This window comes from Microbacterium oxydans (assembly GCF_006540085.1).
GTDB lineage: Bacteria > Actinomycetota > Actinomycetes > Actinomycetales > Microbacteriaceae > Microbacterium > Microbacterium oxydans.
The window spans coordinates 1-16855 of the sequence record NZ_BJOG01000011.1 but is presented as its reverse complement, the minus strand read 5'-3'; the positions used below and the strand labels follow the sequence as shown (position 1 = coordinate 16855).

General features: G+C 66.7%; 15 protein-coding genes. 13 read left to right on the top strand and 2 right to left on the bottom strand.

Annotated features, from left to right (window positions below):
• The 13 genes from MOX01_RS18640 (at position 1) to nrdH (ending at position 15206) form a co-directional block, all read left to right on the top strand.
• Positions 1-3405: a LysM peptidoglycan-binding domain-containing protein gene (locus tag MOX01_RS18640; RefSeq protein ID WP_141371063.1), complete on the top strand. Its 3405-nt coding sequence runs from the start codon at positions 1-3 to the stop codon at positions 3403-3405.
• 5 nt (positions 3406-3410) lie between these two features.
• Positions 3411-3980, top strand: a complete 570-nt coding sequence (locus MOX01_RS18635) for a prepilin peptidase (protein WP_141371061.1) — start codon at positions 3411-3413, stop codon at positions 3978-3980.
• Positions 3981-3993: 13 nt separating this feature from the next.
• Positions 3994-4671, top strand: coding sequence for a hypothetical protein (locus tag MOX01_RS18630; RefSeq protein ID WP_141371059.1), 678 nt, complete (start codon positions 3994-3996; stop codon positions 4669-4671).
• An 8-nt stretch (positions 4672-4679) separates the two neighbouring features.
• Positions 4680-4814 (top strand): hypothetical protein, encoded by a 135-nt coding sequence (locus MOX01_RS19530; RefSeq protein WP_269140017.1) that lies wholly within the window; start codon positions 4680-4682, stop codon positions 4812-4814.
• A gap of 54 nt (positions 4815-4868) precedes the next feature.
• Entirely contained in the window at positions 4869-5498 is a 630-nt protein-coding gene (locus MOX01_RS18625) for a hypothetical protein (protein ID WP_141371057.1), read from the top strand.
• Complete coding sequence (locus MOX01_RS18620; RefSeq protein WP_141371055.1) at positions 5498-5899, top strand: hydrogenase maturation nickel metallochaperone HypA; 402 nt, start codon at positions 5498-5500, stop codon at positions 5897-5899. The genes MOX01_RS18625 and MOX01_RS18620 overlap by 1 nt, the downstream gene beginning before the upstream one ends.
• Positions 5900-5972: 73 nt before the next feature.
• Positions 5973-7169, top strand: a complete 1197-nt coding sequence (locus MOX01_RS18615; RefSeq protein ID WP_141371053.1) for an ATP-binding protein — start codon at positions 5973-5975, stop codon at positions 7167-7169.
• Positions 7166-8104 carry a hypothetical protein gene (locus MOX01_RS18610; RefSeq protein WP_141371051.1) on the top strand — a complete coding sequence of 313 codons (939 nt, stop codon included), beginning with the start codon at positions 7166-7168 and terminating at the stop codon, positions 8102-8104. The genes MOX01_RS18615 and MOX01_RS18610 overlap by 4 nt, the downstream gene beginning before the upstream one ends.
• A 373-nt stretch (positions 8105-8477) precedes the next feature.
• Positions 8478-8804, top strand: coding sequence for a hypothetical protein (locus MOX01_RS18605; RefSeq protein WP_141371049.1), 327 nt, complete (start codon positions 8478-8480; stop codon positions 8802-8804).
• A 256-nt stretch (positions 8805-9060) separates the two neighbouring features.
• Positions 9061-14046, top strand: a complete 4986-nt coding sequence (locus tag MOX01_RS18600; RefSeq protein ID WP_141371047.1) for a DUF8841 domain-containing protein — start codon at positions 9061-9063, stop codon at positions 14044-14046.
• 12 nt (positions 14047-14058) lie between these two features.
• Complete coding sequence (locus MOX01_RS18595; RefSeq protein WP_170224319.1) at positions 14059-14673, top strand: helix-turn-helix domain-containing protein; 615 nt, start codon at positions 14059-14061, stop codon at positions 14671-14673.
• 15 nt (positions 14674-14688) lie between these two features.
• Positions 14689-14952: a DUF7446 family protein gene (locus tag MOX01_RS18590; protein ID WP_141371043.1), complete on the top strand. Its 264-nt coding sequence runs from the start codon at positions 14689-14691 to the stop codon at positions 14950-14952.
• Positions 14953-14972: 20 nt separating this feature from the next.
• A complete protein-coding gene (gene nrdH, locus MOX01_RS18585) occupies positions 14973-15206 on the top strand; it encodes a glutaredoxin-like protein NrdH (RefSeq protein WP_141371041.1) in 234 nt (77 codons plus the stop codon).
• Positions 15207-15273: 67 nt separating this feature from the next.
• Here the strand turns inward: nrdH and MOX01_RS18580 are convergent, their stop codons facing one another.
• Positions 15274-15780 carry a hypothetical protein gene (locus MOX01_RS18580; RefSeq protein ID WP_141371039.1) on the bottom strand — a complete coding sequence of 169 codons (507 nt, stop codon included), beginning with the start codon at positions 15778-15780 and terminating at the stop codon, positions 15274-15276.
• 164 nt (positions 15781-15944) lie between these two features.
• On the bottom strand, positions 15945-16855 hold a 911-nt coding region (locus tag MOX01_RS19335; protein ID WP_218028596.1), incomplete at its 5' end, for a hypothetical protein.

Genomic DNA, 16855 nt, shown 5'->3' with positions numbered 1-16855 from the left:
ATGAGGTTCTTCAGAGGTCTCGGTGCGCTGGTCGCGCTGGTCGTCCTGCTCGTCGGCATCCCCGTCGGGCTGATCGTCTTCGCAGGCAACCCGATCCCCTCGTGGGACGGGCTGCTGCGGATGCTCACCACGCCCGACTACGGTGGCCACTTCCTGATCGGCACCATCCTGCCGATCGTCGGGTGGCTTCTCTGGGCGTTCTTCGCTGTCGGATTCGTCATCGAGGCCGGCGCCCGCGTCCGCCACATCAAGGCACCGAAGATCCCCGCCTTCTCATTTCCTCAGCAGCTCTCCGGCGCCATGCTCGGCGCGATCATCGTGATGTTCTCCACCGTCGCCGCACCGCTCGCTGCAGTCGCTGCAGATGCACCGGCCGACACCTCCACGCCCGTTGCGGCGACCGCGTCAGCTGACTCCACCGTTGTCGCTGCGGACGCTGCACCGGCACCGGAACCGGCGGCAGCGGAGACGCCGGCAGCGGATGCCCCGACGTTCACCGTGAAAGATGGAGACTCGCTGTGGCGGATCTCCGAACAGACGCTCGGCAACGGCGAACGGTGGAAGGAGATCGCGCAGCTGAACTACGGCGTCACACAGGCCGACGGCCACGCGCTCACCACCGATCACTGGCTCAATGCCGGATGGGTGCTCACCCTCCCCGCGGACGCCGCAACAACGGCCGCCAACTCGGCGCCGGCATCGACGGAAGCCGAGTCGGTGGTCGTGGAGACTGGCGACACTCTCTGGGACATCGCAGAGGACGAGCTCGGCGCCGGAGAGCGCTTCGGGGAGATTGCAGACGCCTCTCGCGGCACCATCCAGCCAGACGGCCAGAAACTCACCGATCCGAACATGATCATGCCCGGCTGGGTCGTGACCGTCCCCGGAGCTGCTCCTGCCTCTGCAGCTGAGGCTCCCGCTGCGGTCACTCCTCCCGCTGAGGCCACCATAGTCGACCAGGCGCCCGTCGTCGATGATGCACCGATCGTGGACGACGTCGATGAGACCGCAGACCAGGACGCAGCAGAGAACCCGGCTACCTCCGGCACCTCGGCCGAGGACACCGCTACGTCGGGCGCTGCAGCCACGGACGTCGAGAAGCCGATCGGAGAGGCGCAGCACCGGCCGGAGGTCCCCGTCGTCGACGCGCCTGTCGACGTCGTCGACGATGATGCCGATGGCACCTCTTGGATCGACGAGATCTTCAACATCCGCACTGCCGGCGGAATCGGTGCCGTCGCAGCTGCCGGGCTGCTCAGCGTTCTCGCTGTACGGCGCCGTAAGCAGCAGCGCGAACGGAAAGCCGGCCAGCGGATCGCCATGCCTTCCGGTGATGCGGAGACGATGGAGCTGGAGCTGCGTGCGGTCGAGGAGCGTCTCGGCATCGACGACGTCGACCACGCACTGCGCCACCTCGCCGTCTGGGCTCAGGACTCCGACAACGCACTCCCGCCGCTGTACGCGCTGCGCCTGGCCGAGGACGGCATCAGCCTGTTCCTCGACGCGCCTACGGATCTCCCCGCGCCGTTCGCTGCGGATTCGGAGGACCGCACTGCGTGGAGCGTCGATCCTCGACAGCTCCCGCCTCTCACCCGCACGCCGAGCGCGCCATACCCTGCCCTGGTCACCATCGGCCAGGACCCGCTCAACGCGCACCTCCTGGTCGACCTCGAGTTCATCGGCGCCCTCAACCTCGCCGGCAACGAGGAGCTCGTCGGGGGAGCGATGAACGCCCTCGCGATCGAGTTGGCCACAAGCCAGTGGGGTGAGGATCTCCGCGTGACCCTAGTGGGCGTCGCACCCGGCCTGCCGGTCGCTCTCGACACCGGGCGCGTTCGCCACGTCGACGACGTCGACCGGCTGCTCGAGGAGCTGCGCGCACAGGCCGCGGACACCGACCGCACTCTCGCCGAGCTCGGCGTGGAGTCGATCGAGGAGGCCCGCTCCACCGGCGTCGACGCCGAGGGCTGGTTCCCCGAGATCGTTCTCCTCGGCGACCTTCCGGCACCGGAGCAGGCTGCGGAGCTTGCTGAGCTCGTCACGCGCGTCCCCCGCGTCGGTATCGCGGCGGTCTCGTCCGGCCATCTGGCAGGGGAGTGGGCGCTGAACGTCGTCGCCTCCACCACCACGGACACCGGCGCTGAGGCCACGCTGCAGATCCCCAGCGCAGATACGGGCATCCCGCTTACGCCGCAGATCATCGACGGCGAGGAACTGCGCCGGATCCTCGATCTCTTCGCGACCACCGATGCGCCCGCGGAGGGCGAGGAGGCGAAGAGCCTGGAGCTCGAACTCGACGAGCTCCCGTCCGAGGCCGAGGTGTCGATCACGACCACGGCGTACGAGCCGGCTCTCGTCGACGCCACGGCCGCGGACGAGGAGAGCGACGGCGACGTCGACGAGGAGCACGAGGACGACGGCGAGTGGAAGAACGTGTTGCAGAGCATGCTCCCGTCCATCACCACCGGCCCTGCCGAGGTGGCCGCCGCCGAGGAGGCCGAGCCGGAGGCCGCAGTCGCCGCCGCCGAGGATGCCGCCGCGGACACCGAGAAGGCGGCCGAGCCTGCCGTCGAGCAGACGCCGGCGACGGCGGCTGCCTCGGTGGTCCCGGCTCCGATGCGACCGATCGTGCAACTGTTCGGCATCCCATACGTGCAGCTGCTCGGGAATGTGGAGATCCACGGCGCCCGCGGCCCCGAGCCCCGCACCGCGACCATGTCTCACACCGCCCGGGCTACCGAGCTGATTGCCTTCCTCGCCCTGCACGGGCCAGCGACCGCGGTCGACGTTCACGCCGCCCTCTGGCCGGGCAAGGACCCGCGCGGGGACAGCGCTCAGAAGAGCCGCAACGGTCTCACCTCTCGCGCACGGCGCTGGCTCGGCAAGACGAATGAGGGCGAGGAGTTCGTGCCCAAGGTCGGAACGCAGGGCTACCGCCTGCACTCTGAGGTGCGATCGGACTGGGACGTGTGGCGCGAGCTCGTCACGCCGGATCCGGCCTCGGCCGACACGACCGACCTCGTCCAGGCGATGCACCTGGTGAAGGGTCAGCCGTTCAGCGGGGTGGCCGAGCGCCGCTACGTCTGGGCCGAGCGGATCCGCACCGAGATGATCGCCGAGATCGCCGATGCCGCACACGAGCTCGCCACGCGCTCCCTGCGCGCCGGCGACATCCCCAACGCCCGGTTCGCGGCATCCGTCGGCCGACAGATCGACCCGAGCAACGAGCTCGCCTGGCGCAACGCGATGCGCGCCGAGCACCTCGCCGGCGACATGGTCGCCTTCGAGCGCATCGTCTCCCAGCTGCACTTGCAGCTCGACGCGATCGAAGACGGACTGGAGCCCGACGAAGAGACGCAGGAACTCATCAACTCCATCCGCGGCCGCCACGCCATGGCCAGCTGACAACCATGACCGTCCTCGAGCAGAGCGCCGCCCCGCGCACCCTGACCTGGCAGCCCCTCGCGGCCGCCGCGGTCGGCGGCGTTCTGCTCGGACTGACCGCGCTCGTCGACGAGAACCTCGCCAGCTGGTTGACGCTCGCGCTGTTCGTCAGCTTCGGGATCCCGATCAGCATCATCGACGCTCGCGAGCACCGGATCCCCAACAGGCTCCTGTTTCCCCTCGCCGCAGCCGTCTGCGCCTCTCTGACGGCTCAGACGGCCATCTCCGGGGACTGGTGGCGTCTCCTGGGCGCTGTTGGCCTCGGAGCGGCGCTGTGGGGCGCCTACGCGGCCATGAGCCTGTTCGGGGCCATCGGATACGGAGACGTCAAGCTCGGGGCTGTCATCGGCCTCCTCCTCGGCTGGCACAGCATCACCGCGGTGATCGCCGCCACGGTCCTCGCCTACCTCCTCAGCGCCCCGCACGCGATCGCGCTCATCGCGCGCCGTGGGTCCGGTCAGCGGCTCCCGTTCGGCCCGTACCTCATCGCCGGCGCAGTCGTCGCCGCAGCGGCCGCCTCCATCGCCGCATTCTGATCGGACCTCGCCCATGCGACCCTTCATCCCGCTCTCAACGATCATCCTGACCACAGCTCTAGTGCTGGTCGCCGCCGTTGCCGGCGCGATCGCCTTGGATCTGATCTCCACGAAACTCGGCTCGCCCCTGCCCCTGCGCTGGTGGGAGAGCCTCGGCTACGCCGGCGCGGCCGTTCTCCTCCTGCTCCTGGCGATTGGGGCCGGCTCCCTGCTGCTGCGCCTGACTCGTCCGAAGGTGACTCTCGTCGTCGACGACTCCGGGCAGATCTCGATTCACCGCAGCAAGCGTCGCGGAGATCCCGAGGTGGAAGAGCTCGTGAACCTCGACCAGGTCGCCATGGTGACGTGGTACATCGACCTCTTCGACCCGAGCGGAACCGAGTTCATCCAGTTCTGGGACCGCGACCCACAGCTCAGGATGGACATTCTCGGCCTGACTCCCACCGCGCCGGGCGTCACCCCTCTCACCGAGATCTCGCGCTCTCTCATCACGGCCTCGCCCACAGCTGAGGCACGTCTTCGCCTCGAGCTCAACCGAAGGATCGAGTCCGGGACCCTGGAAAGCAACATCGACGTCGCGACCTGGGAGCCCATCGGCGAGAAACTTCCTCCGATGGCACCCGGAGTCAGCTTCGAGGGCCGAAACGTCGTGCGACGCCCCGTTTCCGATGAAGAGAACACAGAACGATGAAACCGGAGATGGTCGTAACTCTGCTCATGACGGCTCTCGGGATCGTCGGCGGCGGCTACATGCTCATCACGCTCGTCCTATGGCTGGTCACCGGCGAGATCCCCTTCTGGCTCGCCCCTGGTCCCGGGCGGTTGCCCCAGTAGCTTGTAGCTAGGCGCAGCGGTCTCGCCGCGCTCCCGCACACGGAGGGTGCACCTATGGAGATCTCCTGGAACGACGTCCAGTATCGCGACCTGGTCCGCTTCACCTGGACGCTGCCCAACGGCGAACAGATCCCCGTCGAATCGTTCATCATGCCGGAATCCAAGGACGATCCCGACTTCACCCACATTCTCGAGAACTCCCCGCAGTGGATGGGAGATTTCGCGCGGCCGACCGATGGCACAGTGGAGCTGCTCGATCGGCCGCAGCCGAACGGCGTCCGCACTCCGAGCGGGTGGCAGGGAAACGTGGAGGACGCCTTCTGGGGAGTCATCGTGAGCCCAGGCCGGCAGCACTTCTACGAGGGCGGGCGATCGGTGTGCGGAACGGTGCCGTTCTTCAACGGTCCTGGCTTCGCGCGCCAGCTGCCAGCGTTCCGCCCCTGCGAGGACTGCGAGGCGATCGTCAACTCGCGCGACCAGAGCTTTTTGGAGACGGTACGGATCGTCGCGAGGGCCACTCAGTGGGTTGGAGGCTGGGAGCTGTGGATCGCGGGCATGGTCCAGACTCAAGTGGGATCCCTCGAGCGAGCAGAGCAGCAGGTACGCGACTGGCTCGACACCGATGATCCCGACACCGACCACAGCGACTGGGTCGTGACCGTCATCGCGGACGGCGCCGCCTGATGCCCAAGATGGCGATCAACTACCAGGCGTACGTCGCGCGGCTGCAGCACGCCGGCAGCATCGCTCTCCTACAGTCCGAAATCCCCGCACCCGTCGACGAGTTCCGCCGTGAGCTGCGACGTGCGGCCCGGGCCGTCGGAATCCGGATGCGCAGCTCGAGCAGAGAACAGTCGTTCATCGCGTGGGATCCCGCCTACGTCGTGCCCCCGGAGGCACTGCGCGCGGCGATGGACGCTCTCACGATCCTCCCGTCCACGCAGCCGGCATGCCCGGTCGACGGGACGCTGATGAGGGACGAGCCCGGCAGCTGGCGCTGCGGCGACTGCGGACACCAGGTGCCGGCACCGCCACTGACCCGCAAGATCCCTGACTTCGACGGGCCGGCGATCAACGGCGGATAGCGCAGGCTCTGTTCATCAGGTCGATAGCTTGCGATAATTGGTCTTGAACTATCGGAACCTATCGGAAGGCGGGATGATGCAGCGCAGCCCCTACACACCCGGCGTCGTCGCGCGATCCGTCCCCGGCCGCGGCGAGCTCCTCGAGGAGTTCGATGAACGGCTCTCGATCCTCGTCGACCTGCAGCAGCTCGTCGGACGCATCAACGTCGACCATGGCGAGCGGGGAATCGGAAAGACATCCCTCCTTCGCGCCTACCAGCGACGCGCCCAAGAACGCGGCGTGCTCTGCATCTGGGTCACCGGCGGCGAGAAAAGCGGCCTGATCGCGCAACTCCTCAAGGGCATCCGCAAAGAGACCCAGAAATGGCCACGCGCCGCGGCGATCGCGAAACACCTCGACTCCGCCAACCTCACCCTCGGCATTCCCGGCATCGCCTCCATCACGACCGGCGGCGACCCGACGCCGGCAGCCGGCGAACTCGAGGCCCGCGACTTCGAAGAGATCCTCAACACAGTCACGAAGAACCGTGACCGCACGCCAGCACTCATCCTGTTCGTCGACGAGATCCAGTCCGCTGACCCTGCAGGCATCCGAACTCTCGCCACCGCCTGGCAACACTTCCAGGCAGAAGCCCCCGATCTCCCCGTGGCCGTCTTCGCCGCTGGACTCTCCAATGCCCCCGAGCACATCGCCAGCGCCGTCACCTTCAGTGAGCGCTTTGCCTACCGCCCCCTCGAGATGCTCAGCATCGGCGCCATGGTCGCAGCACTCAGAGACCCCGCAGCAGATGTCGGCGTCTCCTGGACACCACCAGCCCTCGAGCGAGCAACGTCACTCGCAGCCGGCTATCCCTACTCAGTGCAGCTGTACGGCGACGCAGCCTGGACAGCGGCAGGGCGCCCCGACCCAGGCGGCACCATCACCCTCGAGCACGTTGAGCAAGCCCGCGGCATCGTCGACCGCGACATGAACGCGCTCTTCGCCGCCCGCTGGTCCGCCACCACCCCCGCGGAGAAGAAGTTCCTCGTCGCACTCTCATGGCTCCAGGAGGGCGTTGACGGCGTCGAGCGTGCCGCGATCGCCGCAGCTCGAGGCGTCACTACGACCAGCCTCTCCGACGTCCGATCGCAGTTGCTCGAGAAAGGGTTGATCCAGACCGAAGGACACGGCCGACTGCGCATCACCATTCCCGGGTTCGTGCAGTACATCCGTGAACAGGAAGACGACCCACGTAACCGCGGGTCGCATCCGGGGAGCGAGGAACGATGACCGGGGCCGAATCACAGGGCTTCACCACGCCCCGCAACCTCGAGGAAGCGCAGCAGCTCGTCGAGGAGGCTCGTCGGCTACGCGCTCGAGGGGAGGACCTCCACGATCAAGCGCTCGGCTCTGCCATCCGCGTTGCCCTTCGGGACGTCCAGCGCCTCACAGCCGTCCCCGACGTCCTCAAGATCACCTACGCACAGGCGCGACGCTATGTGGGGCGCGATGACGTGTCGCTGCTGCCCATCAATTTCAGCGCGGCCGCGGACTACTTCCTTCGATATCTGCCGGAGATCGAGCTGGACGACATCAGCTGGACCCGCGGCGATCACCTGCTCGTCCAACCAACCCCAGCGACTCAACGAGTGAAAGACCGGGCCACTCGAGACGGACGACAGTTCCCCTGGAACGTCCGCGACATCGGCGAGGGACTCCTCAACCTGGGCGTGGTAACCGGCGAAGGCACCCACAGCTCCGTAACCCGCACGCACAACGGGATCAAACGCAAGGCGTGGGTGATCGAGCGCGCCGCTCTGGACGACCTCGAGAGTGTGTGGAGTCCCGACTTCGCCGACCCATTTGCTCGAGCGCTCCGCGCGATCGACCAGGACCACGAAGAGCCCGATCGGGATCGAGGACTCGGGGACAGTCGCACTGCTGCTCAGGAGCTCCTACTGATCATCCGCGCGGCGGGCGCATCCGAATTCGGCATAGTCCGGGGAGATCGGGTGCTCCTGCATCCAGCCCAGACCATCAGCCGCGCCACATCCATCGCAACTCGCGAAGGACGCTCTTTCCCGTACTCCACCCGGCAGATCTCCGAGGGACTCTCACTCCTCAGGGCGTTGCCGTCGTCCTCCGGGAAGGCCCGAACAGTAGGGCGACGCATCGACGGAAAGCTCGTACGAGTGTGGGATGTAGCTCTGTCAGCGGTCACCTAGAGGCCCTGTTACCAAGAACCCCGCCTGAGGCGAGGAGCGCTTCCACTCACTCCGAGTGGAAGCTCTTTTCTGTTTTGACCGGCGGTTTTCCTAAACTCCTCGCGATCCTGTTACCACGTTCGTTACCACCCCAGAATCAGCGGGTAACAGGATTTAATACTGTTTGACCTGGCTTTTATCCACCAATGTCACCGCTGTTACCCGTTACCACCAGAAGACAACCGTCTATACACATCGCGAGCCTACGAAAAAATATGTTCAGAGCGGATGTCCGATCCCGCTGGCAATCTGCACCTATGGCTAGCGTGAAGACAACACGCGGACACGCCACGCAATCCTTGATGCTGAATCAGGTAGCCGCTATGGTGGCGGCATGCCTCCCAAGAGCCGCGGTGACCGAGACGCCTTCACAGTGCGTCCTCCCGCTGACCAGGGAGCCGTCTACCGAGAGCACGCCGAGAAGCTCGGCATCCCGGTCGGTTCGTACGCGACCATGCGCCTCGCTGAGGCAGACGGGTTGCCGATCCCGGGCTATGTGCTCGAGGAGATCGAGAAAGCAAAGCTTGAGCGAGCTGCAGCTGCGGAAGAACGCAAGCAGCAGCAGCTCTCGGGGCTCGAGGAGGAACAGCGATCAGCTGCGACTGCTCGCGCTCGTGCAGCCATCGCACGGAAGGAGCGGCCTCTGGCGCGATCGGCCTAGAAATGAAGAAGATCCCCGCGAGTTGGCGCTCGGGGGATCTTCGAAGAAGGTGAGGTTCGACATCTACTTGGCGGTAGATCCGATCCTGTGAAGTTGTAAGTCCTGTCGAGGGACAAGAACCGGAAAACCGGCCCTTTGTTGAACATGTAAGGAGGTGTTCGAGCACCATGGTAGCGCAGTTCTGTCTTTTTCTGAACCAGATACTTAGTCGTGTTGTTCGTCTCCTCCGTGCTCTGCGCGGGGGAGGACAGCTGACGTGACGCTGATCTCGCCCCCTACCGCTACGCAGCGCTCCTCGGTCGACCGCGTCTGGAACGCTCTCGACGCCGGCGGCTTCAAGCCCGAGTCGATCCGCGGCGACAAGTTCATGGCGCTCTGCCCCGTCCACGGTGACTCCAACCGTTCCCTCAGCGTCAAGTGGGACAGCCGCCGCGGCGCCGTCCTGTTCAACTGCTTCACCTGCCACGCCGAATACCGCGACATCGCCGCCGCGATCCATCTGACCCCGCAGGACCTCTTCGACGAGCCGCTGCCTGAGACCGAGCGTGGCGAGCGGAAGAAGCGCGCCACCCGCACGAAGTTCGTTCCCACACACAAGGTGCCGCGCCGGATCACCGAGGACGATGACGCAGGCCTCGAGGAGCGTCTAAAGAAGGCCACCTGGAAGCGTGTTCTCACCTACCCGTATGCCGACACCGCCGGCAACGTGGTCGAGGAGGTCATCCGCGAACAGACAGAGCTCGACGGCACCACCCACAAGAGGTTCCGGCAGCGGTTCATGGGTGAGAAGGGGCGCTGGCTCACGAAGAAGCCCGCCGAGTTCGCCCCCGTGCTGTACCGCCACGCCGAGCTGCTCGACGCGATCGCCAACGGCACCCCGGTGTGGATCGTCGAGGGCGAGAAGGACGCAGACAACGCGATCGAAGCCGGGCTGACCGCGACCACGAACGCCCAAGGTGCAGGCAGCTTCCCCGAGGAGCTCGTCACGATCTTTTCCGGCGCGACCGTGAATGTCGTCGTCGACTGCGATGCTGCCGGGTACAAGCGCGGCGTCACCATGCACCGGCTCCTCAAGGACGTCGCCGCATCCGTCACGCTGCTGCGCCCCGCCATCGACATGGACAAGGCCGATCTCAGCGACCACCTCGCCGTAGGGCTCGGAGCCGACGAGCTTCAGGAGATATCCGCCCGCCAGTCCGCCCTGCTCGCCGCGGTCGGCGAAGCGCAGCGGGCTATCAAGTCGGTCGACGTGTGCAGACGCGAGATCCAGGCCCACCTCAAACTGATCCCCTCCGCCGGCCCCGCAGCCCCCCAGCACCGAGAGGCAGCCGAAACCTGGGCGACCGAGTCCGACATCCGCTTCCGCCGCATGGTCGACACCCTCACCCGGGCACGGATCGACTACTCCGGCGACGACCCGATCACTCACGACGCGCTCAATAACGCCGACGCGATCATCGACCAGGCCGCACAGATCGCCCGCGAAGCTCACGAGCTCGCCGACATTCGCCCTCCCGTGAGCATCACAGCATGGCGTGACCAGGACCAGAGCGTCACCCCGATCGAGACCGACGGCGTCGACGGAGCCGAGGAGCCGCCTCGATTCGGTGGCCACGAGTTCATCCCCGGCGACGATGGCGCCCCGAACATCGGCACGGAGTACCGGGTCCGCAACGGGCAGACCGTGCAGGTCAAGTACGTCCCGGACGAGGACGGCGGCTATAAGCCCCGCTTCCACCTGATCATGGACGGCTGGGCGGAGATTGCCTCCGCCTCGCTCGAGGACGACGGTGACGAGAACACGGCATCCCCGCTGAGCGAGATGGTCGTCGAGTTCTCCCGCTGGTCCCGCGACCCCGAGACCGGACGGCCGCTATACGACGACGAGCAGAACGTGATCGTCGAGCGCTCGACCGTCGTCTGGGATCTGGACACCCTGCAGAAGGGCGAGTGGCACCAGCGCATGGGCTGGCCGGGCATGCTCGAGGATTCCTCCCGCCGCGGCCGCGACATGGCTTGGAATGCGATCCACCGCGCCCGCCGTGCACCGTCCTCGTACAACCGGATCTACACCGCAACCGGGTGGCGCAAGACTGACCTCGGTGACTTCTTCGTCCACGGCGGCGGCGCGATCACCAGTAGCGGCCAGCTCGACGTCGACGTCCGGATGCCCGGCAGCATCCAGAAGCTCACCGTCCCCGAGCCCACCCAGGACCCGAAGGTGCTGCGCGAGGCTTGGCTGCAGGGCACCGAATCGCTACGGGAGAAGCTCCCCGCTCGCGTGATCGCCCCGCTCCTCGGCCTGGTCTGGGAAGCACCGTTCGCACCGGTCCCGCTGATCACCTACCTCGAGGGTGCCCCCGGTTCCGGTAAATCCTCGTGCGGCCGCCAGGCCATGCACTACTTCGCCCCCGATCTCAACGACCGCGTCGGGGCGAGCAAGACCATCCTGTCCGCGACCCAGGCCGGCGGCTCTTTCATCGGCATGATCCGCCTCCTCGCCCAGCACGTCAGCCACATGCCCGTGCTCGCCGATGACTTCGTCGACGCATCGGACGCCCGCAAAGCCGAAGCGAAGATCGACAACTTCGCCCGCGCCATCTTCGACCGCGCACCCCGCGTGATCGGCAAGGCCCGCGGCGGCACCACCGAGAGCAAGCCGATCGACGCATCGGTGATCGCCACCGGTCAGGTCGGGCTGCACGGCTCCGGCCTGCAGCGTGTGTTCACGATCGGCATCAGCCCCGGAGACATCCCCAACACCCCCGAGACGTTCGCCGACCTCGAGAAGAAGGACCGCCGCCAGGCCCGTGCCGTTCTCGGCGCCGCACTGATCCAGTGGCTGTGCAAGCACCGCCGGTCGCTCGAGAAGGAATTCTTCGACGAGGACACCCCGGGACCCTCGAGCAACGAGACTCTCTCCACGATGTGGCTGAAGCGGATCGCACCGCTGCCGCACGCCGATGGTGCGAAGGGCCGCATGACCAAGGCCGCCGTCGCGGCGACCCACGGCGTCCACATCATGCTGCGGATGCTCGTCGACGTCGGCGCGCTCAGCCGCGAAGAAGCCGACGAGTTCCTCACCTGGGCGATCGAAGGTATCCACGTCGCGATCCGCCGCCAGGACCACGGCGCCGGCGACCCCGGTATGACCACGATCGAGCTGATCCGCGAGGGTCTGGCCACGAACATGGCGCACCTGAGCACCACCGACGGCGCCGCACCCGATTACGCCCAGCAGTTCGGATGGACCGTGCGCGGCAACCCGCCGCACGACATGCTGCTGCCCAACGGGCCGCGGATCGGTGCGATCAAGGGCGAAGGTGCGGACGCGAAGCTGCTGCTGCACCCGCGAGTCACCTACGAGCTCATCTCCCGTGTTGCCCGTGGCGCCGGCGAGAGCCTCAGTGATACCCCGATGTCGATCGGATCCTCGTTCATCGCACACGGATGGGTCACTCCCGACAACGGCGGCCGCGCAGCTCTCGGCCGCCGCATCGAAGGCGTGCTGCAGCGCGTCTGGGAGATCCCGCTCTCGGCCCTCATCGGCGCTGGCGGCGACGGAGACACCCCGACAACCGCAGACGGCTCGGAAGGCCCCACAGGGCCGTCTGACGGCCCGCACACCGCACCCTCGCTGTTCGACGTCGACCAGGTCGACGCGGGCGAGCGTCCTGCCGCCCTCCCGGCTGCTGAGGCCCCAACAGCAGAGCCCGTGACGGCTCCTGCTGTTCCGGTGCAGCCCGCGGCCGCCACACGCCCTGTCGCGGCACCCAAGGCCCCTGCGCCGTCCTCAAGCGCGTTCACGGGTGCAGCGGCCGTGCTACACGTCGACGGGCTCTGGATGCCGTCCGGAGAGCGTGTGGAGCTGCCTCACCCGATCCGCCACCTCGGCGACGTCGCCCAGCTCATCGCTCACTTCCGCCTCGGTGCGAAGAACGGCTGGAAGACCGAGGACGGACAGCTGTTCGTGACCCTCGGGGCCGCCCTGCAGCTCGGACTCCCGCTGCAGGATCTCCCCGAGCCGGGAACGTTCGACTTCACCGAGGAGCTGAAGAAGCGCACGAAGGACATCCCGTTCATCACCGACGCGATCGACGCCGGCTGGGAGGTCGGCGGTACCGAACGGTCGCTGAACGCGACGACGCGGATCTGGCACCCGGAGAACCCGGAGCTGCGCGGCCGGTTCGTGATCATCCCCGCCCTCAAGGACGATTTCCAGCCAATGCTCGAGGGAGCAGCTGGTCCGGCCGACGTCGCCCGTCGACTGCAGCGCTTCGCTGACGCGCTCGGCGCCCCCTATTCGATCTCTGCAGCCACAACCTGCCACGACCTCATGAAGACCACCGCGCCGAACAAGGAGCAGCGCCTGCTGCGGTTCGCGCCCTCCGACCCGGTTCCGCCGGCAGAGATCGCCTCCCTCGAGCAGGACATCAACTGGCACCGCAAGCCCACCGAGGAAGAACTCAGCCACACGTACGTGCACGGCTTCGACCGTGGCGGCTCCTACCTCGCCGGAGTCGCCGGCCTCCAGCTCGGGGTCGGCGCCCCGACCTACATGCAGCCCGGTTCCGCGATCCAGTTCAACAAGAACACCCCCGGATACTGGCGGATCGAAATGCCCGCCAAGAGCGAGTGGCTCTACCCGAACCCGCTGGATCCGCGGAACCGCGACGAGGACTTCACCGGTCAGCTGACCTGGGTGACCACCCCCACCCTGGAGATCGCGATCGACCTCGGCTACGAGTTCGAAATCCAGGAGGCGTACGTCTGGGAGAACCACACCAGGCTGCTTGACACCTGGTACAGCAAGGTCCGCGATGCACTCATCACCCTCGACACCGTCGACCCGGACGACATCGCAGCTCGAGCCGTAGTGAAGACGCTCTACAAGCGCGGACTCGGTCTCATGGCCAGCTTCGAGCACCAGCGCGGCCGCGACCTCTTCGCCCCCGAGCGGTACCACGCCATCCAGGCCAAGGCCCGGGGCGCGATCATCCGCCGCGTGCATCAGATCGGCACCGACACCGGCCGGTGGCCTGTCGCGATCACCGCTGACACCGTGCTCTACACGAGCAACGAGTCCGACCCCGCGAAGGCATGGCCTGGCCACGAGCGCAACTTCGGCCGCGGCCTCGGACAGTTCAAGCCCGAAGGGGTCACCGACCTCGCCAGCCACCTGCAGTTCCTCACCGGGCGCGGTCGGTACGAGGGCAAAGCCTTCCTCACGGAACCCTTCTAAGCGGAGATGACGATGAGCGAGAAACCATCCCAGGACCCCGCCGCGCGGCGGAACAAGATCTTCTCCGGCCTCTCCGGGCGCACACCCACGCCGGCGAAAGACGTGAGCATCAAGGAGATGCTGCAGAACGTCTATGGCACCGTCCGCGGCGGCGCCGAGAGCGTCGACACCAAAGAGGCGGCCCGTCGTCTCGGCGTCAGCCAGCGCACCGTTCAGCGGTGGATCCGCGGCGAGAACAAGCCCAAGGCTGACAACCTGAAGAAGATCACCACAAAGAACCGACAGTCGGTCACCACGAAGGCCGGCCGAGCCCGCACCCTCCGCCGCGCAGCGCAGCACCACAAGGCCCTCACCGGCAGCAAGCCGGTCCGCGTCCGCGTCCACGGCTACCAGGGCATCGCCGACAGCGACCACGGCATGCGCCAGCGCAACAGCCAGGTGAAGATCACCGCCGAGGAGTACTCGACCCTCATGCAGATCGCCGCAACCGACGGCGAAGATGCCGCGCTCGGCTACCTGCAGGCCCTCTACAGCGATGGTCGCTACCCCGACAACTGGGAGTTCCGCAGCATCGACGAGTTCCGCGTCGACGAGCACCCATACGGCGACGACCCCCGAGCCAACTAACCGAAGGAGATGAGCATGTCAGAGCCCACAACAGCCAAGTACGGAGTCCAGGCTGCCGCATTCCACGAGGCGATCCACATCGGTCGCATCGACAAGGCCGGCACGCAGTTTCTCGACAAAGAAGACGCGACCGAAATGGTCCTCGCGGCCGTCGCCCAGTACGTCCGCCAGAACTTCGGAGGCGGCCTCACGATGGACTTCACCTCGAAGACCGACGCACCCAGCATGACCCTCACCATCACCGTCACCGAGCACGCGGCATCTGCCGCAGCTCCCTAACTCGCAGAGAGGAGGTGAACATGTCGATCACGGTCTACACCAAGCCATCTTGCGTGCAGTGCAACGCGACCTATCGCGCGCTGGATGCCAAGGGCATCGAGTACGAGCTCCACGACCTCTCCGAGGATCCCGCGGCGCTCGAGCACGTCAAGTCGCTCGGCTACATGCAGGCGCCGGTCATCGTCACCGACGAAGGCCACTGGTCGGGCTTCCGCCCCGACAAGATCGACGAGCTCGCCGCACGCCTGGCGTGAACGTCACACAGAGAGGGCCGCTCCCAGCTGGGAGCGGCCCTCTCTCATGTCCCGGGGAATCAAGCGGTCAGGCGCTCGTCTTTTTCCGAGGTTTGGTGTGCGGGATCTTGACGGCCGGGTGCGTCCGCAGCTCCTCGAGCGTCGGCCGCGGCGCCGACGCCAGCCAGGCCTCCGTGTGGCCGCGACTCACCGCACCATGGGGAAGAGAGACCCTCCACTCCGACACATACTGCAGGAGCTCGATCTTGGCGATCTGAGCCGCGAAACGGTTCCTGAAGGTCTCCACGAGCTCGATCACCTCGCCGCCGTCGGCACGCATCCGCGCGAACGTGCGATCACCATCAGAGCGGCCGAGACGGGCCGTGCACAGCTGACGGTCGCCGAAAAGGACCACCGCGAGTGAATGGGGCTTGAGCCACCCGTTCTCAATCCAGAGATCGCTCACGGGCGCTCCGCGGCCGCCTATATCCCACAGCGCCTCACGGGCGTAGGCGAGGTCAATGTCCTCCTGACGCAGCACCGCCGCCGGCGGCAGCACGAGCTCGCGCAGCGCCTCCACCCTCGAGCGAGGCACGCCCTCCCGAATCCACCGGCGCACCGTCCCGGGAGACACCTCGAAGTGCCTCGCGATCAGACGAGTGTCAACGTGGCCTCGTCGACCGAAAGCGCTGAGACGGTTCATCAGAGCGATGCCGAGTCGGCGATCGCTCCAGACCTCGTTCAGCTCCATCGTCCCTCTCACTCTCCGCGAAGCTCAGACTCTGAGACTCCGAGGTGCGCTGCCAGCTTCGGGAACTCCGCATCGACCCACGAAGATCGACCATTCAAACGGGTACGCATCGTCACTTCCGAGATCCCCAGCACACGGGACGCAGCGGCGATCGACCCATGCTCACGCACCAGGTGACGGATCTTCTCGTTCTGCTCCGCAGAGAGCTTCACACGGCGCCCCTCAGCCGTTGCCGGCGGCCGGCCCACTCGCCCGAACGATCGCTCCGTCCGCTTCTCGAGGTATGCGTCGATCACCTTCTCGTCCCAGCCCGGCGAGCGAAAGCCCGGCGGGGTGAGCGGCTCGGGGAAGTCCGGATCACTAGACACCGCGATTCGGGCATGCCGCAGCACAACGCCCATCTTCTCCGCGATCTCCGCGAAGCCGATCATCTGGCCAGCCATGACAACCTCCGATACAAGTACAAATAGAGCCTTGATGACACCTAATATATAGAGAGTACACCTCGACCAAATTGGCAGGACAGCATGACCGCGGCCTCGAGCGCACCACCTCGCCCCTGGCTCATCACCGTCCGCTCGGAGATCGCAGGCCGAAGCCTCCCTACACCGGACCCCGGGTGGCTGCTCCGCTGCCGCAACGCAGGCCTCACCGTCCTGCAGGCCGTAGAAGCCCACGAAGATCGCGCCCAGGGGAGAGCCGGAAAACACGCTCGCCACCACCTGACGATCCCCAAGCGATACGAGGGACACGGAACCCACCGCACCGCGATCGTCGAATGCAGCTGCGGAGCCCAGGCCGAAGCGAGCAATTTCTCCCGAAGCGAGGAGAGCGCGTGGCGAGCCGCGCACCTCGAGCAGGCAGGGCAGGGCACCCCGCCCACCTGATCGCCGCGAGCCGATTTTCGAGCCGGCCCGTC

Excerpts from the sequence above, each read along its gene's own strand:
- MOX01_RS18640 (WP_141371063.1), top strand. The coding sequence starts at position 1 with ATGAGGTTCTTCAGAGGTCTCGGTGCGCTGGTCGCGCTGGTCGTCCTG.
- MOX01_RS18635 (WP_141371061.1), top strand. The coding sequence starts at position 3,411 with ATGACCGTCCTCGAGCAGAGCGCCGCCCCGCGCACCCTGACCTGGCAG.
- MOX01_RS18630 (WP_141371059.1), top strand. The coding sequence starts at position 3,994 with ATGCGACCCTTCATCCCGCTCTCAACGATCATCCTGACCACAGCTCTA.
- MOX01_RS19530 (WP_269140017.1), top strand. The coding sequence starts at position 4,680 with ATGGTCGTAACTCTGCTCATGACGGCTCTCGGGATCGTCGGCGGCGGC.
- MOX01_RS18625 (WP_141371057.1), top strand. The coding sequence starts at position 4,869 with ATGGAGATCTCCTGGAACGACGTCCAGTATCGCGACCTGGTCCGCTTC.
- MOX01_RS18620 (WP_141371055.1), top strand. The coding sequence starts at position 5,498 with ATGCCCAAGATGGCGATCAACTACCAGGCGTACGTCGCGCGGCTGCAG.
- MOX01_RS18615 (WP_141371053.1), top strand. The coding sequence starts at position 5,973 with ATGATGCAGCGCAGCCCCTACACACCCGGCGTCGTCGCGCGATCCGTC.
- MOX01_RS18610 (WP_141371051.1), top strand. The coding sequence starts at position 7,166 with ATGACCGGGGCCGAATCACAGGGCTTCACCACGCCCCGCAACCTCGAG.
- MOX01_RS18605 (WP_141371049.1), top strand. The coding sequence starts at position 8,478 with ATGCCTCCCAAGAGCCGCGGTGACCGAGACGCCTTCACAGTGCGTCCT.
- MOX01_RS18595 (WP_170224319.1), top strand. The coding sequence starts at position 14,059 with ATGAGCGAGAAACCATCCCAGGACCCCGCCGCGCGGCGGAACAAGATC.
- MOX01_RS18590 (WP_141371043.1), top strand. The coding sequence starts at position 14,689 with ATGTCAGAGCCCACAACAGCCAAGTACGGAGTCCAGGCTGCCGCATTC.
- nrdH (WP_141371041.1), top strand. The coding sequence starts at position 14,973 with ATGTCGATCACGGTCTACACCAAGCCATCTTGCGTGCAGTGCAACGCG.